The organism is Rhodococcus sp. NPDC003348, from assembly GCF_053589375.1.
On record NZ_JBSFRT010000036.1, the window covers coordinates 14,301 to 38,251 of the forward strand.

The following is a 23,951-nucleotide window of genomic DNA, read 5'->3' on the forward strand; positions in this document are numbered from 1 at the left end:
GGCTTCACGCGCTTCCGATGGCGACGTCGATGAGGGTTTGCGCCGCTGCATGCGCGTGCTCGGCCGCGCTCGGGTCTCCGGAGACGGCTGCCGTCGTCTGGGCGCCCTCGGCCAGCAGTACGAGCTGCGCGGCCAGGGTGGGCGGACCCCCGATCTCGTGCACGAGCTCGTCGACGGTCGCCTGGAACGACGCTTTCTGGGCGCGCACCGCGGCCGCGACGGCCGGATCGGTGCGCCCCAGCTCGCCGTAGGCGTTGATGAATCCGCAGCCGTGGAAGTCGTCGGTGCAGAACCACTGGTGCAGGTAGTCGTACACGGCGAGCAGCCGGTCGCGCGGGCTGTCCTGTGCGCTGAGGAACGCGCCGAGTTCGCGTTCCCATCGTGCCCGCTTGTGATCGAGGACCGCCAGGACGAGGTCGGCCTTGGAGGGGAACTCCTGGTACAGCCGCTTCAGGGGGACCCCGGCGGCCGTGCGCAACTCGTCCATGCCGACCGCGGCGTAGCCCTTTTCGTAGTAGAGCCGGTCGGCGGTCTCCAGGATGCGGTCGCGCGGGTCCTCTGCGTTCATGTGATCAGAATACTTGCCTCGAGAACGAGCGTTCTCTATTCTCTCGAACATCGGGAGAACGACCGTTCTCCCATGAAGAGAAATGAGCGGACATGGGCTTCGTCACCGTTGGTACCGAGAACAGCACTCCGATCGATCTCTACTACGAGGACCACGGGTCCGGGCAGGCCGTCGTGCTGATCCACGGCTACCCGCTCGACGGCTCCAGCTGGGAGAAGCAGACCCGCGCCCTGCTCGACGCCGGCTATCGCGTCGTCACCTACGACCGCCGCGGATTCGGGCAGTCCAGCAAGGTCACCACCGGCTACGACTACGACACGTTCGCCGCCGACCTGAACGCGGTACTCACGACGCTCGACCTGACGGACGTCATCCTCGTCGGGTTCTCGATGGGCACCGGCGAATTGGCCCGCTACGTCGGCAAGTACGGGCACGAGCGCGTCGCGAAGCTCGCCTTCCTCGCGTCGCTCGAGCCGTTCCTCGTTCGGCGCGACGACAACCCGACGGGCGTGCCGCAGGACGTGTTCGACGGGATCGAGGCCGCCGCGAAGGCCGATCGGTTCGCCTGGTTCACGCAGTTCTACAAGGACTTCTACAACCTGGACGAGAACCTGGGTACCCGGATCAGCCAGGAGGCCGTCACGGCGAGCTGGAACACGGCGACCCGTTCCGCGCCGGTGGCCGCCCACGCGGTCGTTCCGACGTGGATCGAGGACTTCCGGCAGGACGTGGCTGCCGTGCGTGCGAGCGCCAAGCCGGCCCTGATCCTGCACGGCACCGCGGACAACATCCTGCCGATCGACTCGACCGGCCGTCCGTTCCACGAGGCGCTCCCGGAGGCCGAGTACGTCGAGATCGAGGGGGCGCCGCACGGTCTGCTGTGGACGCACGCCGACGAGGTCACCGAGGCGCTGCTGAAGTTCGTGCGCGGCTGACCTGCTGCTGTTCACCGTGTCGGCCCGGGGACACCGGGCCGACACGGTCGGCTAGCCGCCGAGCTTCTTGTAGAAGGTGCCCACGACCGGGGCGATGACGGCGCGGGGGGAATAACCGCCTGCCACGGACATGCCCTTGCTCAGGATGCCGGGCACGACGCGCATCTTGTTCTTCGCCAGCGCGTCGAGGGACAGCTTGGCGGTGTACTCGCTGGAGATCCACAGGAAGTCCGGGACGAGCCGGTCCACGATCGACGCCTCGGCGGGGTCCGGGGTCTCGGTCCGCACCGGGCCCGGAGCCAGCAGCGTGACGTGCACACCCGAGTCCTTCAGCTCGCCGCGCAGCGACTCGGAGAAGGTGTTCACGAACGCCTTCGTCGCCGCGTAGGTGGCGTTGTTCGGAATCGGCATGTTGCCTGCGGCCGAACCCACCATCAGGATGCCGCCCGACCTGCGCGCCAGCATCCCCGGCAGCACCGCGAGGGTGAGGTCGTGCACCGCAACGGCATTGAGCTCGACCTGCGCGCGTTCGTACGACGGGTCCAGTTCCGCGACCGGTCCGAAGGTGGCGATTCCCGCGTTGTTGCACAGGATCGAGATCTCCCGGCCGGCCAGCTCCTCGACCAGCGGTGCACGTCGGTCCCGGTCGGCCAGGTCCACCGCGCGGACCTCGACGGTGACGCGGTGCGCGTCGGACAGCTTCGCGGCAAGCGCGTCGAGCAGGTCCTCACGGCGGGCGACGAGGATCAGGGAGTGGCCCCGGGCGGCCAACTCGGTGGCAAGCGCCTCGCCGATTCCGGAGGAGGCGCCGGTCACGACCGCGCGGGCGTCGGGGGTGGGGGTAGGCAGGCTCACGGCGCTCAGGCTAGTGCCTACAGCGTCGCGGCGAGCCGGGTGCCCTGCTCGATCGCCCGCTTGGCGTCGAGTTCGGCGGCGACGTCGGCGCCGCCGATCACGTGGACAGGGACGCCCGCGGCGGTCAGGCCGGCTTCGAGGTCGCGCACCGACTCCTGCCCGGCGCAGACGACCACGTTGTCGACCGCGATCGTCCGCGGGCGTTCGCGCTTCTCCCCGAAGCTGATGTGCAGGCCCTCGTCGTCGATGCGTTCGTAGTTGACGCCCGAGATCTGTTGCACGCCCTTCTTCTTCAGCGCGGCGCGGTGGACCCAGCCGGAGGTCTTGCCGAGCCCGGCGCCGATCGGGGTGGACTTGCGTTGCAGCAGGTACACCTGATGCGGCGACGGCGCGACGACCGGTTCGGTCAGTGCTCCGGGCGCGGACTCGTCGTGGGTGACGCCCCACTCCCGGGTCCACTCGGCCAGATCCACGGCGGGGGAGTGCGCGTGGGTGAGGTACTCGGAGACGTCGACGCCGATGCCGCCTGCGCCGATCACCGCGACCGTCGACCCGACCGGTTTCCCGTCGCGCACGAGTTCCGCGTACGACAGCACGCTCGGGTGGTCGATGCCGGGGATCGACGGGATGCGCGGGGTGACGCCGGTGGCCAGCACCACCTCGTCGTAACCGCCGCCGACGAGGGTCTTCGCGTCGACGCGGGTGTTCAGGTGCACCTTGACGCCCGCGACCTCGAGGCTGCGGGTGTAGTAGCGCACCGTCTCGGCGAACTCCTCCTTGCCGGGGATCCGGCGGGCGATTGCGAACTGGCCGCCGATCTCGGTGCCGGCCTCGAAGAGGTTCACCTCGTGGCCGCGCTGTGCGAGGTTCAGTGCCGCGGAGAGTCCCGCCGGGCCTGCCCCGACGACGGCGATCGACTTTCGGCGCCGGGTGGGGGAGAGCACCAGTTCGGTCTCGCGTCCGGCGCGCGGGTTGAGCAGGCAGGAGACGCGCTTGTTCGCGAACGCGTGGTCCAGGCACGCCTGGTTGCAGGCGATGCAGGTGTTGATCTCGTCGCTGCGGTCGGCGGCCGCCTTGTTCACCCACTCCGGGTCGGCGAGCAGCGGCCGGGCCGCCGAGACCAGTTGCGCGTCGCCGCGGGCCAGGATCTCCTCGGCGGTCTCGGGCATGTTGATCCGGTTGGACGCGCACACCGGGATGCTCACCTCGCGGGCGAGGCGTTCGGTGAACGACGTGAACGCGGCCCTCGGCACGGAGGTGACGATGGTCGGGACGCGTGCCTCGTGCCAGCCGATGTCGGTGTTCAGGATCGTCGTGCCCGCGTCCTCGAGTTCCTTTGCGAGGGTGACGATCTCGCTCCAGGTCTGGCCCTTCTCGACGAGATCCGCCATCGACAGCCGGAACAGGATGACGAAGTTCTGGCCGACGGCGGCGCGGGTGCGGCGCACGATCTCCACCGCGATGCGGCGGCGGTTCTCGGGCGAGCCGCCCCATTCGTCGGTGCGCCGGTTGGTGCGCTCGGCGAGGAACTGGTTGAGGAAGTAGCCTTCGCCGCCCATGATCTCGACGCCGTCGTACCCGGCTTCCTGCGCCAGTCGGGCGCAGCGGACGTAGTCGTCGATCGTCGACTCGATGCCGCGTCGGGTCAGTGCGCGCGGCCGGAACGGGTTGATGGGGGCCTTGATCGACGACGCCGACACGCTCAGCGGCTGGTAGGAGTACCGCCCGGCGTGCAGGATCTGCAGCGCGATCGCGCCGCCCTCGGCGTGCACGGCGTCGGTGATCTCCCGGTGCCGGGCCGCCTGCTTGCGGGTGATCAGATCGGCGCCGAAGGGCAACAGCCAACCGGTGCGGTTGGGGGCGTAGCCGCCGGTGACGATCAGTCCGACACCGCCGCGGGCGCGTTCGGCGAAGTACGCGGCCAGCTTCGGGACGTCGCGGGTGCGGTCCTCCAACCCGGTGTGCATCGAACCCATCACCACCCGATTGCGCAGGGTGGTGAATCCGAGGTCCAGCGGGGACAGCAGGTGCGGGTACGGAGTGGTCACGGGTGGGCCTTCCATCGGACGGGTTGGGCAGGGACGGGTCATGTCAGAGGGCGGCAAGGATCTCCTCGCACCACTGCGTGAAGCCCTCCTCGACGCGGATGCCGCCGCGTAGCACGAGGTACTGGTGCAGTGCGCTGCCCGACAGGCGGGCGGGTACCGGGAAGTCGCGCTTCTCGATCATTCGGTAGACCTCGAGCCGCTGGGCGTGGCCGTCGCGGTGTCGGACGACCTCGGCGCGCACGTCGCCGGGATCGGCGTAGGCGGCGGCGCGGATCTTCACCGCGAGCTCGTTGCGCAGGTGGCCGACCTCGGTCGGTTCCGCGATCCACCGCGCGAGTTCCGCCCGGCCGGCATCGGAAACGCGGTAGACGCGCTTGTCCGGCCGTCCCTGCTGGCCGACTGCCTCGCCGGTGACCCAGCCGGCCTCGTCCATCCGCTTGAGGACGCGGTAGATCTGCTGGTGGGTGGCGCTCCAGAAGAATCCGATCGACTTGTCGAACCGGCGGGCCAGCTCGTAGCCCGAGCCGGACTGTTCCGACAGTGAGACGAGTAGTGCGTGTTCGAGAGCCACGACGCCAGTGTCGACGACCCGCCATCGATATGCAACTCGATGAATATGCGCCTGTGTGCATATCCCACTCGCCCGAATGAACGGAAGCGTTCATTCGATCTGATCGAGTGAACGTTCCGTTCACTCGGCGAGGCGCGCTCTACTCCACGCCCGTGAACCGTTCGCTCGCCTCGGCCGCTGGCTTAGGCTCGCGCCATGAGCACAGCGGTCGACGGTGAAGTGGTCACGCGGACGCAGGTGTTCGCATGGGGCCTGTGGGACTGGGGATCGGCCGCGTTCAACGCAGTGATCGTCACGTTCGTCTTCTCGGTGTACCTGACCGACGCGGTGGGTGACGACCTCCCGGGGTCGGTGTCGGCGAGCAGCTGGCTGGGCTGGTCTCTCGGCGCGGCGGGGCTGTTGATCGCGCTGCTCGCGCCGGTCACCGGGCAGCGCGCCGACGCGGCAGGCCGACGCAAGCGCTCACTCGCGCTGCTCACCACGACCGTCGTGGGCTGCATGCTGGCGATGTTCTTCGTTCAGGACGACCACCACTACCTGTGGCTGGGGCTGGGGCTGCTCGGCGTCGGGTCGGTGCTCTTCGAGCTCGCACAGGTGCCGTACTTCGCGATGCTGCGCCAGGTGTCGACCCCGGAGAACATCGGCCGGGTGTCCGGCTTCGGTTGGGCGATGGGGTATTTCGGTGGCATCGTCCTGCTGCTGGTGTGCTACTTCGGGTTCATCGTCGGCGACGGCGACACCCGTGGACTGTTCGGGATCGACACCGCCGGAGGTCTGAACATCCGGGCGGTGGCCGTGCTCGCCGCGGTGTGGTTCGCGGTCTTCGCCGTGCCCGTGCTGTTCGCGGTGCCGGAGATGCCACGGTCCGAGGAGGCGGACGAGCGCCCGGGCTTCCTCGGCTCCTACCGGGTGCTCTGGCACGACCTTCGGGAGCTGTGGGTCGAGGATCGGCGCACCGTCGGGTACCTGGTGGCCAGCGCGCTGTTCCGGGACGGACTCGCCGGGGTGTTCACGTTCGGGGCGGTCCTCGCGGTCAACGTCTACGGCATCGCGTCGGGGGACGTGCTGATCTTCGGTGTCGCGGCCAACGTGGTCGCCGCACTCGGTGCGCTCGTGGCGGGCCGGCTCGACGACAGGGTCGGACCGAAGGCGGTGATCGTCGGCTCCCTCGCGTCGATGCTGGTGGTCGGAGCGATTCTGATGGCGGTGTCCGGGGTCGTCGCCTTCTGGATCCTCGGCCTGCTGCTGTGCCTGTTCGTCGGCCCGGCGCAGTCCGCGGCGCGCACCTTCATGGCCAGACTCAGCCCGCCCGGCCGGGAGGGGCAGATGTTCGGCCTGTACGCGACCACCGGACGCGCGGTCTCGTTCGTGTCGCCGACGCTGTTCGGGCTGTTCGCGTGGCTGTTCGCCAGCGACCGGGCCGGCATTCTCGGCCTGCTGGTGGTGCTCGGCATGGGGTTGGCGGCGCTGCTACCGGTGCGGGCGCCCTACCGCACCGCTTCGGTGCGCTGAATCCCCAGCTTCTCCGGGAACAGCCGGCGCTGGACGATCCACCCGGCGGCCGAGAGGGCGATCCACACCAGCGTCGAGGTCACCTGCTCCCATCCGGCCTCCGGGTGACGCAGGAACTCGAAGGCACCGGACATGCTGCCGAGCCCGCTGAGCATGATGCTGGCACCGCCGATCGAGGTCAGCCACAGCAGCGCCCGGGCGCGGAACTTGTCCGCCAGGAATGCCGCGGCGACCGCGAGCGCCAGGATCACGATCGCACTGAGCGCCCAGTTGTTGTCGCCGGGTTGGAGGACGTCGGCGAGTTTCGCGCCGGCCATTGCGCCGGTGAGGCCGCCGATGAAGTACGCGGAGAACTTGAAGACCAGGGTCGTCACGATCCACGACACCACCGCGCCGATCAGGCCGAACAGCACCAGCGTCCACACCGAGGCGTTGAACAGGTCTGCGATCAGCCAGCCGAGGCCGAATCCGGCGGCGAGCACTGCCAGGTGCATGGATCGGATTCCGTAGAAGCACAGCAGTGCGCCGACCAGGAGTACTGCGATTCCGCTCATGACTGGGTTCCTTCCGCCCGCGAGATGATCGCCTCTGCCAAGGCGTCGGGTGCCAGTTCGGGCACCCAGTGACCGATGCCGTCGAGCTCGACGAATCGATAGGGGCCGGTGACGAATTCACCGCACCGCTCGGCACCTGCCCGGCCGAGCGCCTCGTCGCCGTTGCTCCACACGAACGTCGTCGGCACACGCACCGCGGGGGTGTCGGAGAAGTCGCGTCCCATTGCCCGGTACCAGGACAGCGCCGCGGTCAGGGCGCCCGGTTCGGTCAGCGCGCGCAGGTGCGCGTCGACGAGCGCCGGATCGACACCGGCGTAGATGTCGCGCAACCGCTTCGCGTCGTCGGCGAGCAGTGCGCGTTCGGCGGAGTCCCCGTGCCGGAACACCCGGATGTACTGGGATCGGGCCTGCTGGTCGGCATCCTCGCGGAGCGCCCACCCGAATGCCGCCGGGTGCGGGACGGACACCGCGGTCAGTGAGCGGACCCGGTCGGGTCGATGCGCGGCCGTCCACCAGGCGACCGCGGCGCCCCAGTCGTGTCCGACCAGGTGGGCGGACGGCAAGCCGAAGTGATCGAGCAGGCCGAGGACGTCGCCGCCGAGTTCGTCGACGGTGTAGTGCTCGGCACCCACCGGCCGGGCGCCCGAGGAGTAGCCGCGCTGCGTCGGTGCGATCAGCCGGAACCCGGCGGCCGTCAATTTCGGAAGCAGCGGCTGCCAGCAGGCGGCGGTCTCGGGGAACCCGTGCAGCAGCACCACGGGCACACCGTCAACGGGACCCGCGGTCGAGACGTCGAAAGTGTGGTCTCCGATGGCTGTCGCGGACGTTTCGACCGGATCCATGCGTTCCCACGTTCTGTCAGGGCCGGTGCCGGATGGGCGTCGACCTGGTGTTTCGAACCCTACGTCAGTGGACGCGCGCTGCGCGCGAGTCCGGGGAAGCCACGCCGTCGGGGATTCGCGGTGACATCCCAGTGGCTGCGTGGTAACCAATCAGGAAGCATCAAGGTTGCTATTCCGTATTGTCCGGTATCGGGGAGGTCACTGTGACAGTCGAGAATCGAGTCGTGCCGCCACTGAACATCGCGGGCCGGCCGGTGGCCCAATGGCTTGCCGGGGCCGCCCCTGCGCTGACGGAGCGAGTGATCGCTCGCCTGATCGACGAGCTCCCGATCTACCGCGCACTGCCCCGTGAGGAGGTGCACGGAGAGATCTCCGACATCGTGCACCGCAACATGGAGCTGTTCGCAACGCTGGTGTTCGAGCGGCGCACCGCCCGCGACTCCGAGCTCGTCGAACAGCGGCACTCGGCGGCCCGCCGCGCGGAGGAGGGGGTGCCGCTGGACGCCGTCCTGCACGCCTATCACACCGGGATCGGGCTCGCGTCCGAGGAACTGTTCGACGGCGCCGGTCCCGACGACATCGCAGACGTCCAGGTCGTGACGACGATGATCCTCGACTTCCTGCGCCGATTGACGATCGCCGTCAGTGCCGCGTACCTCGAGGAACGCCAGATCATGGAGAGCCAGGAGAACTCGGGGCGTCGGTCGCTGATGTCGGCCCTGATGTCGGGGGAGGGCCTCGAGGCGGTCGTGCACCGCACCGGGTTGCGGCTGGCGCCGCACTACCTGGCGTTGAGCCTGACGATCGGCGAGAACGCCGACGAACGGGGTCTCGGCGTCAGCGGCACCGTTGCCGGGCGCCGCAAACTGCGGCGAGTGCAGGCGGAACTCGATCGGATCACCGGCGAGGCGGCGCTGACGGTGATCGACAGCGGTGGCGGGGTGGCGCTGGTTCCGTGTCCGGCGAGTCCGCCCGACTGGGAGCAACTCCGAGCGGTCGTCGAACGACTCGGCCGGGTTCTCGGTGCGAACCTCCATGTCGCCGGGGCGATCGCGGCGCCCGCCGGGATACCCGAGGCCGTCGAGCAGACCGCCGAGATCGTAGCACTGGTCGTGCGGTCGCGGCGCCCGCCCGGGCTGTACCGCCTCGCGGACGTACTGCTCGAATACCAGCTCAGCCGGCCCAGTGCCGCGCAGCGGGAGTTGGCCGGACTGCTCTCGCCGTTGGCCGGCAAGCCCGAGTTGATGCAGACCCTCGAGGCATATGTCGCGGCGGGTCTCAATCGGCGGGCCACCGCGGCTGCGCTGGCGGTGCACGCGAACACCGTCGACTACCGGATGCGGCGGGTGTTCGAGCTGACCGGCCTCAATCCCTCCGACCCCGCCGACCTGCCGCACATCGGTGCGGCGCTGGTGGCGCGCCGGGTGCCGGAGTGAACACGGTCGCCGGTAGCGACCTCCGGCCCCCACGGTCGATTCGCGCCGTGATCCGTTGGGGTGCGCTTGCTTTCGCTTGGTGTTGCGTTCTTGTCGCGCTCGTGGGCGTCGTCGCGCACGTCGCCCCGGTGACCTCACCGCCGGTGGTGGTCGCCGCGTCCGCGGCCCCGTACCTGATGTGGGCGGCGGTGCCGGCGGTGGCGGTGTCCCTGGTGGCGCGACATCGGCTGGGCGCAGTGGTTGCCGCCACTGCCGTGGCCGCCGCGGTGTGGACGCAGGCGCCGCTGTACATCGGTGCGGCGCACCCCGGTGCGGATTCCGGGGAACTGACCGTCATGCAGGCGAACATCGAGTTCGGCAAGGCGGATCCGGATGCGGTTGCCGCGCAAGTGCGTTCCCGCGGGGTCGATGTGCTGACGGTCGACGAGCTGACCGTCGCGGCGGTCGACGGGTTGACCGCCGCCGGCCTCGACGAACTCTTGCCGCACCGGTACCTTCGGCCCGCCGCGACCGGTGCCGACGGCACCGGCATCTGGAGCCGATATCCCCTGTCGGAACAGGTGCAGCATCCCGGCTTCGCGATGGCGGCCCTGTCCGCGAGGGTGGCGGTGCCCGGCGATCGGTCGGTCACCGTGCTGGCCGCGCATCCGCTGCCGCCGTGGCCGCGGCAGCAGACGCCGATATGGGCAGACGAGCTGGCCCGCCTGGGCGGCATCCTCGATGGGCTGCGGGCCGACGCCGACACCGTCCTGATGGCCGCGGATTTCAACGCAACCTGGGACCACACGCAGTTCCGGGCGCTGCTCGGCGACGGCGTCCGCGACGCCGCCGAGCAGGCGGGTGCCGGTGTTCTGCGCACCTATCCCGCGGACAGGTGGTGGCCGCCGTTGCTGTCGATCGATCGGATACTCGTCTCCGGTGCGACCGCCACCGCTGTCGACGCGGTCGACCTGGCCGGCTCCGACCATCGCGGCATCGTTGCCCGGATCGTGATGCCGGGGTAGTCGGGTATCCCCGAACATCTCGAAACATCCCGATCCACACCGAATCCGGGTGAACACCTGGTGCTCACCCGGATTCGGTGTGTGGGTCGGTTGGCCGGGAGGCGGTCAGCTCGCGACGCCGCCGAGCAGTTCGAGCAGCGCCGCCGGGCTGAAGTCCGCGCTGCCGGTGCCGCCCGCGGGCTGCGTCGGGGCGCCGGTCAGGGTCACCTGGGCCACGGGGCCCAGCTTGACGTACGGGTTGGTGGAGGCGCCTTCCTTGCACTGCGTGATCACCGCGTAGGTGCCGGCCGCGAGCTCGATCGAGGTGCCGGTGGCCGCGCCGCCCGTGAAGCCGGGGTACTTGATCTCGTCCACCCGGGTGGTCTTGTCGTACACCGCGGCGTCGAACGGGAAGATCTGCGCCTCACAGTGATTCATGGCCTCGGTGGTGGCGATGTCGTGCAGGGCGACGGTGATGGTGTTGCTGCCGGAGGTCACCGTCGAGGAACCGGTGACGGTCGCGGAGCCGAGCGCGGGGTTCGCGACCAGGGCGAGGGCGGCGAATCCGGCGACGGCGGCGGCACCGGCGATGCGGCGCGTGCTGAACGAAGACATGGGGGTCCTTTGTGTGACACCGCGCGTCGACGTGCGCGGTGAACGTGAGTGCCCGCAGGTGGTTTGGGGACGCGACCGGCGGCGCACATGATCGAACTGAGCCTGCCCTTCGTGAGGGCAGGCTCAGTTAAGGCGAACGTCGGGCATGCTGTCAACGTCTGTGGCCGCCATCGCTTTTGTCGCTTAAATCGCAGGTAAAGAGCATGAAGACCGTCCAGTTCGTGCTGTCCGATTCGTCCCGGGGTTTGTCCGCTTCGGGCCTCTGGTTGCGCCGCAATGGGGGAGGTTTCGGTGTCGACCGGGTGCGACACGCGTAATTTATGTCACTCCAGGATCTTTCGGCTGCGTGGCGGTGCGGGGAGTGGAACCGGGCGGGTGATACTCGATCGTCCACTATCGAGCAAGGAGTTCCCCGTTGAGTTTCCCCACTGTCACGCGCCGGCGGCTGGCGATCGTCACCGCCGTCACCGCGGCGCTGGCACTGTCCGGCTGTGCGCCCACGGCCGACGCCGACTCGTTCGGCAGCCTCGACTTCGGCAGCGCAGGCGGCGCGGAGCCGGAGTCGTCCGTCGCGGCCAACGCCCTGGCGGCGCTCGCCGCGATCCCGGTCAAGGGCCGCGCGCCCAAGACCGGCTACGACCGCGACCTGTTCGGGCCCGCCTGGACCGACGACGTGCGTGTCGCGGGCGGGCACAACGGCTGCGACACCCGCAACGACATCCTCGCCAGGGATCTGGTCGACGAGACGTTCAAGCCCGGCACCCGCGACTGCGTCGTCCTCACCGGAGTGCTGTACGACCCGTACACCGCCAAGCGCATCGATTTCGTTCGTGGCCAGGGCACCTCGACCGCTGTGCAGATCGACCACGTCGTCGCGCTGTCCGACGCCTGGCAGAAGGGGGCGCAGCAACTCGACGAGGCCACCCGTCGCGACCTCGCGAACGATCCGCGCAACCTGCTCGCCGTCGACGGTCCGACGAATTCGCAGAAGTCGGACGGCGATGCCGCAACGTGGTTGCCGCCCAACAAGTCCTATCGCTGCACGTACGTCGCCAAGCAGGTTGAGGTCAAAGCCGCCTATGGTCTGTGGGTGACGCAGGCCGAGAAGGATGCGATCAGCACCCAGCTCGCCACCTGCTGATTCACGACGGAGTCGCCGAGCGCCAGCCGCCCATGCCGATTATGATCAGGCGCAGCTGTCGCTCGGCGCGCTCGACGACGGCGTCCTGGTCTCGGGGTTCGGCCTCGAGCAGGTCGATCACCGTCGCCATCATCACGCCCACGATCAGGTCGGCGGCCATGTCCAGGTCTGCCGCCGACCATTCACTCAGTGCCGGTATCCGCCCGAGGTCGGTGCTGAGTTCGCTTGCAAACAGCCGTAGTTCGGACGCGATGGCGCGGCGTACCTCGGCGACGCCGCCGTAGCGCTCGCGGCTGAGGAACCGGAACTGCCCCTCGTTCGCGCGGACCTGGCGCACCAGGACCGCCAGTGAGGTTTTCGCATCGCGCGGACTCGGGTCGCGACGGGCCTCGCGCAGCATTCGGCGGAGCATGCGCATGCAGTCCTCGACGAGCGCGACTCCGAGCTCGTCCGTCGACGCGAAATGCCGGTAGAACGCCGTCGGGACGATGCCCGCGGTGCGGGCCACCTCGCGCAGGCTCAGGCTTGCGAGGCTGCGGTCGGCGAGGAGGTCGAGGGCGCCGTCGAGCAGGGCCGTCCGGGTGCGTTCCTTGCGCTCGGCTCTGCTCTCGGGTGCGGTCACCGGTCGAGTGTATGCCCGTGCACCGGACGGCGCGTCCACTACCTGTTATCGGCGTCACATTGCATTTCCCCTTGACATCTACCTGGGACTTACTGTCACACTCATTTGTGTACAAGTGTTCACTGAAACTGTTGCTGAGGGGGCTTCCAGTGTCGACACGGACCCGATCTCGCGTGCTGTCGCTGCTCGAGGCGATGACCACCCCACACCCGCTCGACCGCTATCTCGAGCTCGTCGACCCGATGGCCACGGTGCGTGACCTGCGCGCCGAGGTGGTCGCGATCCGTCGCGCCACTGCGGACACCGTCACGCTGACGCTGCGGCCGACCCGACGGTGGCGGGGCTTCAGGGCGGGTCAGTTCGTCCAGGTCGGAGTCGTGATCGACGGGGTCCGGCACACCCGCTGCTATTCGCCGGCCTGCGCAGAGGGCGACCCCGGCATCGAGTTGACCGTCAAGGCCCACCCCGACGGCCTGGTGTCCCGCCACCTGCGCGAGTGCGGCGCAGTGGGCACGGTCGTCACCCTGTCCCAGGCGGAGGGGGCCTTCGCGCTCCCGACGCCGCGGCCGGCGAAGGTCCTGCTGGTCAGCGGCGGCAGCGGGATCACGCCGGTGATGTCGATGCTGCGGACCCTGGTGGCCGAGGGGTACGGCGGCGACGTGACGTTCCTGCACTACGCGAACCGGGCCGAGGACGTGCCCTACCTCGCCGAACTGCGCGAACTGGCCCGCGGCCACGGCAACGTGCATCTCGTGCTCGCCTGCACGCATGCGGACGACGGCGACCTGTACGGACGCTTCGGGCCCGAGCACCTCGATGTCGCGGCACCGGCGCACGCACAGGCGCAGACCTACCTGTGCGGGCCCGCCCCACTGATGCGCGCGGTGCGCGAGTTGTACGACCGACGAGGCCTCGGCGACCGTCTGCACGCCGAGGACTTCGCCCCGGTCCAGACGCCTGTCGACGTGGATGTCGACGGTTCGGTTGCGTTCACGGCCTCCGGCGTCGCCGCGCCCAACGCCGGTGCCAGCCTGCTCGAGCAGGCCGAATCAGTGGGTCTCACACCGGAATACGGCTGCCGGATGGGGATCTGCTTCACGTGCACCACGGTCAGGACGTCGGGCTGCACCCGAAACCTGCGCACCGGCGAACTCGACAGCGACCCCGACAAGCCGATCCAGTTGTGCGTCAACGCGGCCGTCGGCGACGTGTCCCTCGACCTGTAAGACCATCACCCGAAGGAGAGTCCCATGTTCGGTCTGTCCCTTTCACTACCCGGCCTGTCCGCCCTGCTCGGTGGTGGCTCCCGCGTCACCGTCTCGTCCACTCCCGAGCCGGTGGTGCTCAGCCACCAGCAGGTCGAGGACATCGGCCGTGAACTCGACACGCTGCGTGACCGGGTCGTCGCCGACCTCGGTGCGCGGGACCGCGACTACATCTACTCGATCATCAAGGCGCAGCGCGGCTTCGAGGTCGCCGGGCGGGGCCTGATGTACCTGGGCTTCCTGCCACCGTTCTGGATCGCCGCGGTCGGGGCCCTGTCGATCTCGAAGATCCTCGACAACATGGAGATCGGCCACAACGTCATGCACGGCCAGTACGACTGGATGCGTGAACCCGGGCTGAACTCGCGGGTGTTCGAATGGGACACCGTGTGCCCGGCGGACCAGTGGCGGCACTCGCACAACTACATGCACCACACCTACACCAACATCGTCGGCATGGACCGCGACATCGGCTACGGCATCCTCCGGATGGACGACGCGCAGCCGTGGCGGCCCCACCGCCTCGGCAACCCGGTGTATGCCACCGGGCTGATGCTGCTGTTCCAGTGGGGCGTGATGCTGCACGATCTCGAGGTCGAGAACATCGTGGCGCGCAAGCGCACCTGGCGGGACGTGAAACCGCTCGTGCTGGGGATGTGGCGCAAGGCCGGCCGCCAGGTGCTCAAGGACTACGTGATCTTCCCGGCGCTGACAGGGCCGCTGTTCGTGACGACGCTGCTCGGGAACGCGACCGCGAACCTGGTCCGCAACGTGTGGGCCTACTCGATCATCTTCTGTGGCCACTTCCCGTCCGGCGTACAGACGTTCACGCAGGAGGAGACCGCCGACGAGACGCGGGGCGAGTGGTACGTGCGGCAGATGCTCGGCAGCGCCAACATCGAGGGCGGCCGACTGTTTCACATCATGTCCGGCAACCTGTCCCACCAGATCGAACACCACCTGTTCCCGGACCTGCCGGCGAACCGGTATCCGGAGATCGCGCCTCAGGTGCGGGAGCTGTGCGCCAAGCACGGTCTGCCGTACAACACTGGCGGGTTCTTCCGGCAGATCGGATCGGTGTGGGGCAAGATCGTCACGCTCGCGCTGCCTCCCTTCCTCACTCGGTCGACTCCGCCGGTCGGTGTTATCGTCGAGCGTTCCCCGGTCTCGGTCTGAGAGTGGAGTCACCCATGGTGGGCAAGTTCGAACGGCGCAAGGACACCGTGCAGGAGCTGACGGAATCCGGGGCCACGCACGTCGGCCGGATTGCGATGATCATCGCGGGTGCCGTCCGCGACGTGACCCGTGAGATCGGCGACTGGATCAGCGACGGAATCGAGATGCAGGAGGCCGCCAAGCGGGCGCGCGCCGACGCGGAGCGCGATCGTGGCGAGCGCGACGACTCCGGCGAGGCCGGGGTCGATCCGGACTAGCGGAGCTCCGTGGCGTTCGTCACCGCCAGTCCTCGGACTCGGCGTTCGCGGCGATCCGGCGCAGCAGCGTGGCCAGGGTGTCGAGTTCCGCCGCGTCGAGCCCGGTCAGCATCCGGCGGTCGCGCTCGACCCGGCGCGGAAAGTCGCGGTCGACCACCGCCCGCCCGGCGTCCGTCAGTTGCAACAGGACCACTCGGCCGTCCCGCTCGAAGGGCAGGCGTTCGACCAGACCGTCCCGGGTGAGCCGGTCGGTGTGCTTCGTGGTTGACGCACCGCTGGTCATCGTCGCCGCGGTGACCTCGGACGCCCGCAGCGGACGGTCGCTGCGGGCGAGGGCGCACAGGATCTCGAACTCGACGCGCGAGACGCCGCTGCCGGCGAGAGCGCGATCGAGTTGATGCAGCGCCTGTGAGCCGATGCGCGTGATGCGCCCCATCACGTTGATCGGCGCCGTGTCCACGTCCGGGTACGCGGCCGCCCATTCGCGCCGGACACGATCGACGAAGTCGCCGGGGGAGTCCGGCTCAACACTCATGCCGTCATCCTAGGCGATCGATTTCACAACGTTTCATATGTATTTTACTTATGAAATATTTGCTAAGGTGGTGTCATGCCGACCTCAACCCGAATCGATGCTGCGCGGTTGCGGCACTCACGAGACGCCCTGGTCCACTCCGTGTCGGCGACCACCTGGCGCAGGGCGTTCGACATCCGGTCGGCGGACGCGACGGTCGCGATCTCGATGCGGGTCGGTCTGGCGGCGGCGCTCGTCCTGGTGGCGTTCGGGCTCACCGGCCACGGAGGCGTGGCCGGGTTCGCCACCCTCGGCGCACTGTCCTCGGCGTTCTCCCGATACGAACCATTGCGCCGGACCGCGCAGAAGGTCGGCTTCATCGGACTGCTCGTCGTCGCCTCGGTCCTCGCCGGTGGCCTGATCGGGCTGGCCGGCCTGCCGATGTGGGCGCAGATCGGATTGATGGCAGTCGTCTCGGCTGTCGGTGCGGCGGTGCTCTTCGCGTTCCGGATCGCGGGCCCCGGCCCGGTGGTCCTCGTCTTCGCCGGCACGGCGGCGGTCGGTGCGACCACCGGTGTCGCTGATCTCGGGGTGGCCGTGCTCGGCACCGCAATCGGTGCCGCCGTCGGCTTCGTGACCGCGCTGCTGCCGTTCGTGTTCCTGCCCTGGGGGCCCGCGCGGCTCGCGGTGGCCCGCGCGCTTGCCGCGGTCGCCGCGGTCCGGGGCGGCGCGGATACCGCGGCCGCGCACGGCGCGATTGCCGCCGCCCGCGAGAAGCTCGCGCTGACCACCCCGTCCGTCGATCACGACCACGTGCGTGACCTCGCCGCAGTGCTCACGGAGGCCGAGGCGGCACTGGGCGCATGGGAACGCGGGGATGCGGCCAGGCTCGACGGTGTCGTTCGGCACGAGGCCGAGCTGCGGAAGGTCAAGCGGCACAGGATTATTCTCGGATCCCACATCGCCAAGACGACACTTCCCCGGCCCGTGTCCTTCGGCGCTGCCGGTGCCGCGGGCCTGCGCACCCGGACGGCCGTCGTGTACGCCGGTCGCGTCCTCATGGCCTCCGCCGTCGCCGGCTGGCTCGCCGCCGCGGTGGGACTCGATCATCCGCTGTGGGCCTCGATGGGCGCGATGGCTGCGATGCAGGGCGTGACCTACGGCCCGACGGTGCAACGCGCGATCCAGCGTCTGCTCGGCAACGTCGGTGGTGCGTTGATCGCCGCCGCGTTGATCGCGCTCTCGCTCGGCTACTGGCAGTCGGTCGTCGTCATCGTCGCCATGCAGATCGCCGCCGAGGTGACGGCGACCCGGAACTACGCGCTGTGCTCGCTGTTCGTCACGCCGATGGCCCTGCTCGTGGTGGGACTCGGCGCCACCGTCGATCCCGGCGTCGGGGTCAGCCGTGTCCTCGACACCCTCGTCGGTGTCGTGGTCGGCGTGGTGGTCGCGGCCGTCACCATCAGCCGGACCGACCGGGCGCACCTGCCTGCCGTGGCGTGAGGTTGCCCCAGTTCGCAGCGTCTTGGGGGTGCCGCGTGATAATTACCCGCAATGACAACACTCGGCGTACCCGGCGGTGCGCCGCGAGGGAGCGGAGGCGGATATGAGTGACGCGGTGCGGGTGGGCGACCTCGTCCACATCTCGGACACTGCGGGAACCTGGGTGGTCGAGGAGATCCGGTCCGGGATCGCGCTGCTGCGCGACGGTGAGGATCGACGCATCTCGTCGCGCGTGTCGAAGCTGACCGTGGTGCGTCGGGGCGGCGCCGCCTGACCGGGCGTCGGCGTCAGGGCGTCGCGAGGAACTTCTCGACCGAAGGTCGCGCCTTGGGGTTGCCCTCGTCGATGCCCATGATGGCGCCGATGCCGCCGCCGACGACGTTGCCGATCATGCAGCCGGCCATGAAGTTCGGGAAGATCGACACGCAACCGATGAGCAGTCCGACGACTGAGCCGGCCATCGCCCTTTGCTGGCCGCCGTTGACCCAGCCCTTGTTGACTTCGTCGGCCATCTCATTGAAGGCGTCCTGCTTGGTCTGATTCTCCGGCCACACCTGTTCGGCGAACATCTGGGTCACCGGCGGCGGGGGAGGCTGCGACGGGTCCGCCGGCTGCCCGGGGAGGCCTGGGAGGCCCGGTAGTTGGGGCAGTGCGGGCAACGCGGGCAGCGGTGGAGGCGCGGGCAGGTCGACCTGGATCGGGGACGGCAGCGTGAACGCAGGCAGCTCGGGTGGCGGAATCGACGGCAGTGGTGGCAGTTCGGGCAGTGCGGGCAATTCCGGTAGCGGTGGTGGGGCCGGAAGCTGCGCGGCCGCGGTGCCCGCACCGGATGCGATGGTGGCGGCGACGAGCACGGGCATGACGAGTGCCTTGGCCATCTTCATGGCGATCCCCACTTGATCTGAACTGATCTGGACGCTTCTCACGGACACGGCTGCGATCTGCGATTCGTGGACGCCTGCCGGCCGCGAATCGCCCTGGGACGTATTCCATGGCCCTCCGTGGAGGGTCGGCAAAGCCAGGGGCCAACTTTACCGCGCACAATCCGCTCGCACAGGCGAATCGTGGCCTCGGAGCACAAGTTTGCGGTGCCGGGTTCGTGGGGAGGAATCGCCACGTGTTCGCGGCCGGTCGCCGATACCGCCGTGACCAGCGGGCCCCCTCGCTAGCCGGGGCTTGCCTGTGGGGTCGATTCGCGGCACCCGTCGATTCTCGGATTCGCGGCACCGTCGATTCGCGGCACGGTCGGATTCTCGTGCCGCGCCGCGTTCGCCTGTCCGGCTGCGCGTTTCGGGTGGTGAGGCAGGACACCAATCCCGAACGCTTCGGGGGCGGTTGTGCCGGCAATGATTGCCCGCATCGCCCGGGAGGGTGTCGATCTCGTCAATTCTGTTGACCCGAAAGGTGATAGGGAGTTCGGGTTGGTGGGGTCGATGGCTGAAGTGCGTCGTGAATCGGTTGGTCGCAGGGATCGGCGGTCCCCGGCCACAGCCGTGGCCGGGGACCGCCGTCGTCGGCTACGAGCCGAGGCTTCCGCCGCCGCCGAGACCGCCGAGGCTTCCGCCGCCTCCGAGGCCTCCGAGGCCGCCCCCGCCGCCGTTGCCGCCCTGCATCTTCTCCATCACGGTCATCAACTTGTCGAGCACTTCGATGAGTTGGGTCATGAATTCCATGGTTTCCTGCACCTTCACTGTCGGGACACGAGTGGTGGGGCGACGACGGAGCGGACGCATCGGACGGTGCACGCGATGCGTCCGGTCCTCGCCGCCTGGTCGGGGCACTTCGTCAGCGTGGAGGGGACCGGCACGGGGCGGTCGGGCGATTCTCGAGAATGTGGTGACCGGGACGGTCGATGTGACGTTCGGGCATGGGACTCACCTCAACCCCGTCTATCGACGCCCGCACCCGTAGTGTTTCACATCACATCGGCTCGTCGTGGGGAGTTCCCGGACCGGAGCCTGCTGTGGGAGGGCCGACGTCCGCGGATCCGGCTTCGGGCGCCCTCGGTGATCCTCTCGGAAGCCCCTCGGTCGAGGTGCCGCGGTGGTAGCTTCCAGCTGTCGGAGCGGCCGGTCGAACCCGTCGAAAGGGATTCCATGCGTGCATCTTTCGTGGCAATCGCGCTCGCGGTGTCGACGGTTCTGGGCGTGCACGCGGGGCCGGCGTCGGCGGAGTCGCTTCCCGTGCCTCACGACGTCACCGCGGGACTGCGGGCCGAGGCAGCCAACCCGGGCGGAGCGCTTCCGAAATCGAACGACTGGTCGTGCAGGCCGACCGCCGAGCATCCCCGGCCCGTGGTGCTCGTGCATGCGACGTTCCTCAATCGCCAGGCGAACTGGTCGACGTACGTTCCGCTGCTGAAGAACGAGGGCTACTGCGTCTTCGCGCTGACCTACGGGACGCTGCCGGGTGCCTGGCCCCTGAACGCGATCGGTGGAATCGGCTCGATGAAGGACAGCGCCCGGCAGCTGGGCGGTTTCGTCGATGAGGTCCTCGCGGCGACCGGGGCGGAGAAGGTCGACCTCGTCGCCCACTCCCAGGGCACGCTGATGCCGAACCACTACGTCAGGTTCCTCGGCGGCGCGGCGAAGGTGGACAGGTACGTGTCGCTGACGCCGTTGTGGCGGGGCGGCGGGCAGGCGCCGGCAGCGGACGATCCGACGGTCGGCGCACCCTACGACCTCGACCCGATGCAGCGGGACGCCATCGGCCGTGCCTGCGCCGCCTGCCTCGAGATGGAACCCGGCTCGGACTTCATCCGGGAGATGAACGCCGACGGCGGTCCGTACGCGCCCGGCGTCACCTACACGAACATCATGACCCGCTACGACGACGTCGTCGTTCCCTACACCAGCGGTTTCGTGCCCGGGCCGAACGCGACGAACATCGTCGTCCAGGACCGGTGCCCGCAGGACATGTCACACCACATGGGTATGGCCGGTTCGCCCGTCGCCGCTGGTCACGTGCTCAACGCGCTCGACCCCGCACACCCGCGCCCGGTGCCGTGCATGCCCGTCTCGCCGAACACGGGAGCGCCGCTCGGCTGAGGTGGGTCCGGCCGGTCCGGGTCGGGTCCGGATCTCGACGTTGTGCGCGACGCGGCGCAGCAGTGCGGTGGCCGCAGAGGCGGGTCGCGGTCCCGTTTCGACGTCCTCTCGGCGTGAACCACTTGGATATCCTGGGGTGGTCAACGAGGTGCCTTGTGTTGTCCCTTTCGAAGATGACCGGCGGAATCGACGCGGGCGATGTCCGATAGCGATCCGTTCGCCACTCAGCGCGGCGTGGCCGTTTCGGTCGACGCGGAACTGGCCGCGGCCGGGTTCACCGATGCACTGGAGATCGGGCGCGGCGGTTTCGGAGTGGTCTACCGCTGCAGACAGTCCTCACTCGATCGAATGGTTGCGGTCAAGGTGCTGACTGCCGATCTCGACGAGGACAACCGTGCACGGTTCCTGCGCGAGCAGCGAGCCGCGGGCCGGCTGACCGGTCACCCCAACGTCGTGACCATCCTGCAGGTCGGAGTCACCGAGCACGACCGGCCCTATCTCGTCATGCCCTTCTTCGCCCGGGGCTCCCTCGAGACACGGATCCGCCGGCAGGGGCCGCTGACGCTGGAAGCCGTCCTGCGGCTCGGCGTGGACATCGCCGGTGTCCTCGAAACTGCCCACGATCTCGGCGTCCTTCACCGCGACGTCAAGCCCGCCAACATCCTCCTCACCGACCAAGGGAAGTTCGCCCTGACGGACTTCGGCATTGCGCACATCACGGGAGGGTTCCGGACCACCACCGGTGTCGTCACCGGCTCGCCTGCGTTCACCGCGCCCGAGGTCATCGCCGGCGAGACCCCGACCGGTGCCACGGACGTCTACGGGCTTGGCGCCACGATGTTCGCGGCGGCCACCGGACACGCGGCCTTCGAGCGCCGTAGCGGTGAGCGGATCGTCGCGCAGTTCGTGAGGATCGCTGCCGACCCCACACCGAACCCACGTGATCACGGCATCGACGACGACGTCGCCGACCTCATCCAATCCGCCATGGCCGGAGATCCCGGCGATCGCCCCACCGCCGGGGAGTTCGGCAGGCTGTTGCGCCGCGCACAGCGCGCTCACGGGTTCCCTGCAGACGACGGTCGCGAGCCGGTGGATCGGGGCGAGAGCCCCAGCAGCGCCTCCGGCTCCGGCGGGGCAGCGTCCACCGCACATCCGTCGTGGACGGAAGCGCCACCGACGGGACCCACGAGCCGAACCGGGACTCTGCCGCTCGAGCTGACCAGCTTCGTCGACCGCCGCGCAGAGACGAGCGAGGTGGCCAACCTGTTGGCCACCAACCGGCTGGTGACGTTGACCGGAATGGGTGGGGTGGGTAAGACCCGGCTCGCGTTGCGGGTCGCAGGTAAGGCGCGAACCCGATTCGCCGACGGTGTGATCCTGGCCGAACTGGGTGAGCTGCGCGACGAATCGCTCCTGGTCAACGTGGTTGCCGGTGCCGTGGGAGTGCGGGACCGCGGGGCAATTCCCCTGGCACAGGTGCTCGAGGACTTCCTTTCCCAGCGTGAGCTCCTCCTCGTCCTGGACAACTGCGACAGGTGCTGGACGGGGTCGCGCACCTCGCTGAATCGCTGCTCCGCTCCAGCCCCCGGCTACGGCTCCTCCTGACCAGTCGCGAGCCGATCGGTGTCAGTGGGGAGGTGGCGATGCCGATCCCGCCGCTCGCGGTGCCGGACCCCGAGCAACCACCGAAGCGTCCGGTTCGCAATGACGCGACGACCCTGTTCGTCGAACGCGGGGAGGCCGCCGCCCCCGGCTTCGAGGTCACCGAGGAGAACCAGGTCACGATCGCCCGAATATGCCGGCGGCTCGACGGGCTGCCTCTGGCGATCGAGCTGGCCGCGGCGCGGCTGCGGGCCATCTCGCCGGACGAGATTCTGGACCGGCTCACCGACCGCTATGCGCTGCTGAGTCGCGGGAACAGGGCCGCCCCGTCACGACAGCAGACACTGCGAATGTGCATCGATTGGAGCTACGACCTCTGTACACCGCCGGAGCGGCAGATGTGGGCACGCCTGTCGATATTTCCCGGCAGCTTCGAGCTGTATGCGGCCGAACAGATCTGTGGTGGTGACCGGCCGGCGGACGAGGTCCTCGACACGGTGACCTCCCTGATCGACAAGTCGATCCTCGTCCGCGACCGGACCGGTCCGGTCGCGCGGTTCCGGATGCTCGACACGGTGCGCGACTACGGGCGGGAGAAGGCGGATGAATCCGGTGGGTATTCCGAACTGCGCGGTCGGTACCGCGACTGGTACGAGCGCCTGGCCCGGGACGCGGAGGCCGACTGGATCGGACCGCGGCAGGCCGAGTGGATCACCAGGCTGCGCGCGGAACAGCAGAACCTGCGACAAGCGTTCGAATTCTGTCTCGCCGACGACCCGGACGCCGGGATTCGCATGGCCGGATCCTTGTTTTCGTTCTGGCTCGTCCGCGGCCTGTTGAGTGAGGGACGGCTCTGGGTCGCTCGGCTTCTGCACGATACGTTCGAGCCCGGCAACCCGGACCGAGCGAAGGTGCTCTACGCGGTGACCATCATGGCCGGGCTGCAGGGTGACGAACCGGCCGCGGCGGCACTGGTGGAGCAGGGTAGGGCGTTCGCCGAGCAGTCGACGGACGCGACGGCGCGGGCGCACGTCGACCTCGCCGACGGCTACCGCGCGTTGTTCAGCGGTGAACTGGAGAACGCCCGTGCGCTGTTCTGCCGCGCCGAGAGCGTGTACCGCGACACGAACAACGAACTCTTCCAGGTCGTCGTGAACAGCGTTCTCGGTCTGACCTTCGGGCTGCTCGACGACGCGCAACGGTCCATCGAATGCCACGAGCGTGCACTCGCCATCACCGCGTCCCGGGGTGAATTCGTCTATCGCTCCTACACGCTGTGGGCGCTCGCGGTCGCGGAGTGGCGGCGCGGCGGCCGAGCCCGGGCGGTCGATCTCCTTCGGCAGGCGCTCGGTCTCGGGCGCAAGGTCGACGACCGCCTCAACGTGAGCATGTGCCTTCAGGTTCTCGCCTGGATCGCGGTCGAGGACGGGAGGTTCGAACGCGCAGCGGTGCTGGTTGCGGCGGCCGAGAAGCTCAGCCGGTCGGTGGAGAGTCCGATGGTGTTCCTGCCGGCGCTGGCCGACTACCAGGAGAAATGTGCACGCGAGACACGGGCGGCGTTGAGTGAGCGGGCGTTCGCCGCGGCGCGCAGGAAGGGGGCCGCAATGGGACTCACGGCGGCCGTGGCCTACGCCCGCGAGGAACGGTCACCCGAGCCCTCGCCACAGCCCGTCCGATCGTCGACCGCTCCGACGAAGCGCGAGCTCGAGGTTGCGCACCTCGTTGCCGAGGGGCTGACGAACCGGGAGATCGCCGGCCGGCTGACGATCTCCGTGCGCACCGCCCAGGGGCACGTCGAGCACCTTCTGACGAAGCTGGGATTCACCTCACGTGCCCAGATCGCGGCGTGGGTGGTGGCGTCGCGCGATGCAGATCCCCGATGACCGGCGACCGGTCGGTGCG

At 69.1% G+C, this 23,951-nt stretch carries 21 protein-coding genes and 2 pseudogenes; 12 read left to right on the forward strand and 11 right to left on the reverse strand.

The window, feature by feature from the left end; translation table 11 throughout:
• Positions 1-4: 4 nt before the first annotated feature.
• Positions 5-568 (reverse strand): TetR/AcrR family transcriptional regulator, encoded by a 564-nt coding sequence (locus ACWDU4_RS21100; RefSeq protein WP_450115874.1) that lies wholly within the window; start codon positions 566-568, stop codon positions 5-7.
• A 92-nt stretch (positions 569-660) separates the two neighbouring features.
• Between ACWDU4_RS21100 and ACWDU4_RS21105 the strand changes: the two genes are divergently transcribed.
• Positions 661-1,503 (forward strand): alpha/beta fold hydrolase, encoded by an 843-nt coding sequence (locus ACWDU4_RS21105; RefSeq protein WP_450115875.1) that lies wholly within the window; start codon positions 661-663, stop codon positions 1,501-1,503.
• Between the two features lie 51 nt (positions 1,504-1,554).
• On the opposite strand, the gene cmrA is transcribed toward ACWDU4_RS21105, so the two are convergent.
• From cmrA to ACWDU4_RS21120, 3 genes are read right to left on the reverse strand one after another with little or no spacing between them, the layout of a single operon-like run.
• Positions 1,555-2,358 (reverse strand): mycolate reductase, encoded by an 804-nt coding sequence (cmrA, locus tag ACWDU4_RS21110; protein ID WP_450115876.1) that lies wholly within the window; start codon positions 2,356-2,358, stop codon positions 1,555-1,557.
• A gap of 17 nt (positions 2,359-2,375) precedes the next feature.
• Complete coding sequence (locus ACWDU4_RS21115) at positions 2,376-4,406, reverse strand: FAD-dependent oxidoreductase (protein ID WP_450115877.1); 2,031 nt, start codon at positions 4,404-4,406, stop codon at positions 2,376-2,378.
• 43 nt (positions 4,407-4,449) lie between these two features.
• Complete coding sequence (locus ACWDU4_RS21120; RefSeq protein WP_450115878.1) at positions 4,450-4,977, reverse strand: PadR family transcriptional regulator; 528 nt, start codon at positions 4,975-4,977, stop codon at positions 4,450-4,452.
• Positions 4,978-5,172: 195 nt separating this feature from the next.
• On the opposite strand from ACWDU4_RS21120, the gene ACWDU4_RS21125 reads away from it, so the two are divergent.
• On the forward strand, positions 5,173-6,489 hold the full coding sequence (locus ACWDU4_RS21125) for an MFS transporter (protein ID WP_450115879.1): 1,317 nt from the start codon (positions 5,173-5,175) through the stop codon (positions 6,487-6,489).
• Here ACWDU4_RS21125 and ACWDU4_RS21130 read toward each other — a convergent pair.
• Both ACWDU4_RS21130 and ACWDU4_RS21135 read right to left on the reverse strand, forming a co-directional pair.
• Complete coding sequence (locus ACWDU4_RS21130; RefSeq protein WP_450115880.1) at positions 6,465-7,043, reverse strand: TM7S3/TM198-like domain-containing protein; 579 nt, start codon at positions 7,041-7,043, stop codon at positions 6,465-6,467. The genes ACWDU4_RS21125 and ACWDU4_RS21130 overlap by 25 nt on opposite strands.
• A complete protein-coding gene (locus ACWDU4_RS21135; RefSeq protein WP_450115881.1) occupies positions 7,040-7,885 on the reverse strand; it encodes an alpha/beta fold hydrolase in 846 nt (281 codons plus the stop codon). Before ACWDU4_RS21135 ends, ACWDU4_RS21130 begins: the two co-directional genes overlap by 4 nt.
• Positions 7,886-8,088: 203 nt before the next feature.
• Here ACWDU4_RS21135 and ACWDU4_RS21140 point away from each other — a divergent pair, with 203 nt between their 5' ends.
• Both ACWDU4_RS21140 and ACWDU4_RS21145 read left to right on the forward strand, forming a co-directional pair.
• Positions 8,089-9,321: a PucR family transcriptional regulator gene (locus tag ACWDU4_RS21140; protein WP_450115882.1), complete on the forward strand. Its 1,233-nt coding sequence runs from the start codon at positions 8,089-8,091 to the stop codon at positions 9,319-9,321.
• A gap of 101 nt (positions 9,322-9,422) precedes the next feature.
• Positions 9,423-10,325 (forward strand): endonuclease/exonuclease/phosphatase family protein, encoded by a 903-nt coding sequence (locus ACWDU4_RS21145; protein ID WP_450115883.1) that lies wholly within the window; start codon positions 9,423-9,425, stop codon positions 10,323-10,325.
• Between the two features lie 105 nt (positions 10,326-10,430).
• Here ACWDU4_RS21145 and ACWDU4_RS21150 read toward each other — a convergent pair whose 3' ends face one another.
• Positions 10,431-10,919, reverse strand: a complete 489-nt coding sequence (locus ACWDU4_RS21150) for a hypothetical protein (RefSeq protein ID WP_450115884.1) — start codon at positions 10,917-10,919, stop codon at positions 10,431-10,433.
• A 415-nt stretch (positions 10,920-11,334) separates the two neighbouring features.
• Here ACWDU4_RS21150 and ACWDU4_RS21155 point away from each other — a divergent pair.
• Positions 11,335-12,057, forward strand: a pseudogene (locus ACWDU4_RS21155) (HNH endonuclease family protein); the annotation flags it as partial.
• Between the two features lie 4 nt (positions 12,058-12,061).
• Here ACWDU4_RS21155 and ACWDU4_RS21160 read toward each other — a convergent pair.
• On the reverse strand, positions 12,062-12,682 hold the full coding sequence (locus ACWDU4_RS21160) for a TetR family transcriptional regulator (RefSeq protein WP_450115885.1): 621 nt from the start codon (positions 12,680-12,682) through the stop codon (positions 12,062-12,064).
• 194 nt (positions 12,683-12,876) lie between these two features.
• On the opposite strand from ACWDU4_RS21160, the gene ACWDU4_RS21165 reads away from it, so the two are divergent.
• Genes ACWDU4_RS21165 through ACWDU4_RS21175 form a run of 3 tightly spaced genes read left to right on the forward strand, consistent with a single transcriptional unit; the run spans position 12,877 to position 15,380 of the window.
• Positions 12,877-13,908, forward strand: a complete 1,032-nt coding sequence (locus ACWDU4_RS21165) for a ferredoxin reductase (RefSeq protein ID WP_450115913.1) — start codon at positions 12,877-12,879, stop codon at positions 13,906-13,908.
• A 24-nt stretch (positions 13,909-13,932) separates the two neighbouring features.
• Complete coding sequence (locus ACWDU4_RS21170) at positions 13,933-15,123, forward strand: fatty acid desaturase family protein (RefSeq protein WP_450115886.1); 1,191 nt, start codon at positions 13,933-13,935, stop codon at positions 15,121-15,123.
• Positions 15,124-15,137: 14 nt separating this feature from the next.
• Positions 15,138-15,380, forward strand: coding sequence for a hypothetical protein (locus ACWDU4_RS21175; protein ID WP_450115887.1), 243 nt, complete (start codon positions 15,138-15,140; stop codon positions 15,378-15,380).
• Between the two features lie 19 nt (positions 15,381-15,399).
• Here the strand turns inward: ACWDU4_RS21175 and ACWDU4_RS21180 are convergent, their stop codons facing one another.
• Positions 15,400-15,915, reverse strand: a complete 516-nt coding sequence (locus ACWDU4_RS21180; protein ID WP_450115888.1) for a MarR family winged helix-turn-helix transcriptional regulator — start codon at positions 15,913-15,915, stop codon at positions 15,400-15,402.
• A gap of 75 nt (positions 15,916-15,990) precedes the next feature.
• On the opposite strand from ACWDU4_RS21180, the gene ACWDU4_RS21185 reads away from it, so the two are divergent.
• Positions 15,991-17,397, forward strand: coding sequence for an FUSC family protein (locus ACWDU4_RS21185; RefSeq protein ID WP_450115889.1), 1,407 nt, complete (start codon positions 15,991-15,993; stop codon positions 17,395-17,397).
• 103 nt (positions 17,398-17,500) lie between these two features.
• Positions 17,501-17,671: a hypothetical protein gene (locus ACWDU4_RS21190; RefSeq protein ID WP_450115890.1), complete on the forward strand. Its 171-nt coding sequence runs from the start codon at positions 17,501-17,503 to the stop codon at positions 17,669-17,671.
• A 13-nt stretch (positions 17,672-17,684) separates the two neighbouring features.
• Here ACWDU4_RS21190 and ACWDU4_RS21195 read toward each other — a convergent pair whose 3' ends face one another.
• Positions 17,685-18,281 (reverse strand): hypothetical protein, encoded by a 597-nt coding sequence (locus ACWDU4_RS21195; protein WP_450115891.1) that lies wholly within the window; start codon positions 18,279-18,281, stop codon positions 17,685-17,687.
• A 633-nt stretch (positions 18,282-18,914) separates the two neighbouring features.
• On the reverse strand, positions 18,915-19,061 hold the full coding sequence (locus tag ACWDU4_RS21200; RefSeq protein WP_450115892.1) for a hypothetical protein: 147 nt from the start codon (positions 19,059-19,061) through the stop codon (positions 18,915-18,917).
• A 432-nt stretch (positions 19,062-19,493) separates the two neighbouring features.
• Between ACWDU4_RS21200 and ACWDU4_RS21205 the strand changes: the two genes are divergently transcribed.
• Both ACWDU4_RS21205 and ACWDU4_RS21210 read left to right on the forward strand, forming a co-directional pair.
• Positions 19,494-20,444, forward strand: a complete 951-nt coding sequence (locus ACWDU4_RS21205; RefSeq protein ID WP_450115893.1) for a lipase family alpha/beta hydrolase — start codon at positions 19,494-19,496, stop codon at positions 20,442-20,444.
• A gap of 198 nt (positions 20,445-20,642) precedes the next feature.
• Positions 20,643-23,932, forward strand: a pseudogene (locus ACWDU4_RS21210) (protein kinase domain-containing protein).
• Positions 23,933-23,951: the final 19 nt, after the last annotated feature.

Excerpts from the sequence above, each read along its gene's own strand:
- ACWDU4_RS21100 (WP_450115874.1), bottom strand. The coding sequence starts at position 568 with ATGAACGCAGAGGACCCGCGCGACCGCATCCTGGAGACCGCCGACCGG.
- ACWDU4_RS21105 (WP_450115875.1), top strand. The coding sequence starts at position 661 with ATGGGCTTCGTCACCGTTGGTACCGAGAACAGCACTCCGATCGATCTC.
- ACWDU4_RS21125 (WP_450115879.1), top strand. The coding sequence starts at position 5,173 with ATGAGCACAGCGGTCGACGGTGAAGTGGTCACGCGGACGCAGGTGTTC.
- ACWDU4_RS21130 (WP_450115880.1), bottom strand. The coding sequence starts at position 7,043 with ATGAGCGGAATCGCAGTACTCCTGGTCGGCGCACTGCTGTGCTTCTAC.
- ACWDU4_RS21135 (WP_450115881.1), bottom strand. The coding sequence starts at position 7,885 with ATGGATCCGGTCGAAACGTCCGCGACAGCCATCGGAGACCACACTTTC.
- ACWDU4_RS21150 (WP_450115884.1), bottom strand. The coding sequence starts at position 10,919 with ATGTCTTCGTTCAGCACGCGCCGCATCGCCGGTGCCGCCGCCGTCGCC.
- ACWDU4_RS21165 (WP_450115913.1), top strand. The coding sequence starts at position 12,877 with ATGACCACCCCACACCCGCTCGACCGCTATCTCGAGCTCGTCGACCCG.
- ACWDU4_RS21170 (WP_450115886.1), top strand. The coding sequence starts at position 13,933 with ATGTTCGGTCTGTCCCTTTCACTACCCGGCCTGTCCGCCCTGCTCGGT.
- ACWDU4_RS21175 (WP_450115887.1), top strand. The coding sequence starts at position 15,138 with ATGGTGGGCAAGTTCGAACGGCGCAAGGACACCGTGCAGGAGCTGACG.
- ACWDU4_RS21180 (WP_450115888.1), bottom strand. The coding sequence starts at position 15,915 with ATGAGTGTTGAGCCGGACTCCCCCGGCGACTTCGTCGATCGTGTCCGG.
- ACWDU4_RS21185 (WP_450115889.1), top strand. The coding sequence starts at position 15,991 with ATGCCGACCTCAACCCGAATCGATGCTGCGCGGTTGCGGCACTCACGA.
- ACWDU4_RS21190 (WP_450115890.1), top strand. The coding sequence starts at position 17,501 with ATGAGTGACGCGGTGCGGGTGGGCGACCTCGTCCACATCTCGGACACT.
- ACWDU4_RS21195 (WP_450115891.1), bottom strand. The coding sequence starts at position 18,281 with ATGAAGATGGCCAAGGCACTCGTCATGCCCGTGCTCGTCGCCGCCACC.
- ACWDU4_RS21200 (WP_450115892.1), bottom strand. The coding sequence starts at position 19,061 with ATGACCCAACTCATCGAAGTGCTCGACAAGTTGATGACCGTGATGGAG.
- ACWDU4_RS21205 (WP_450115893.1), top strand. The coding sequence starts at position 19,494 with ATGCGTGCATCTTTCGTGGCAATCGCGCTCGCGGTGTCGACGGTTCTG.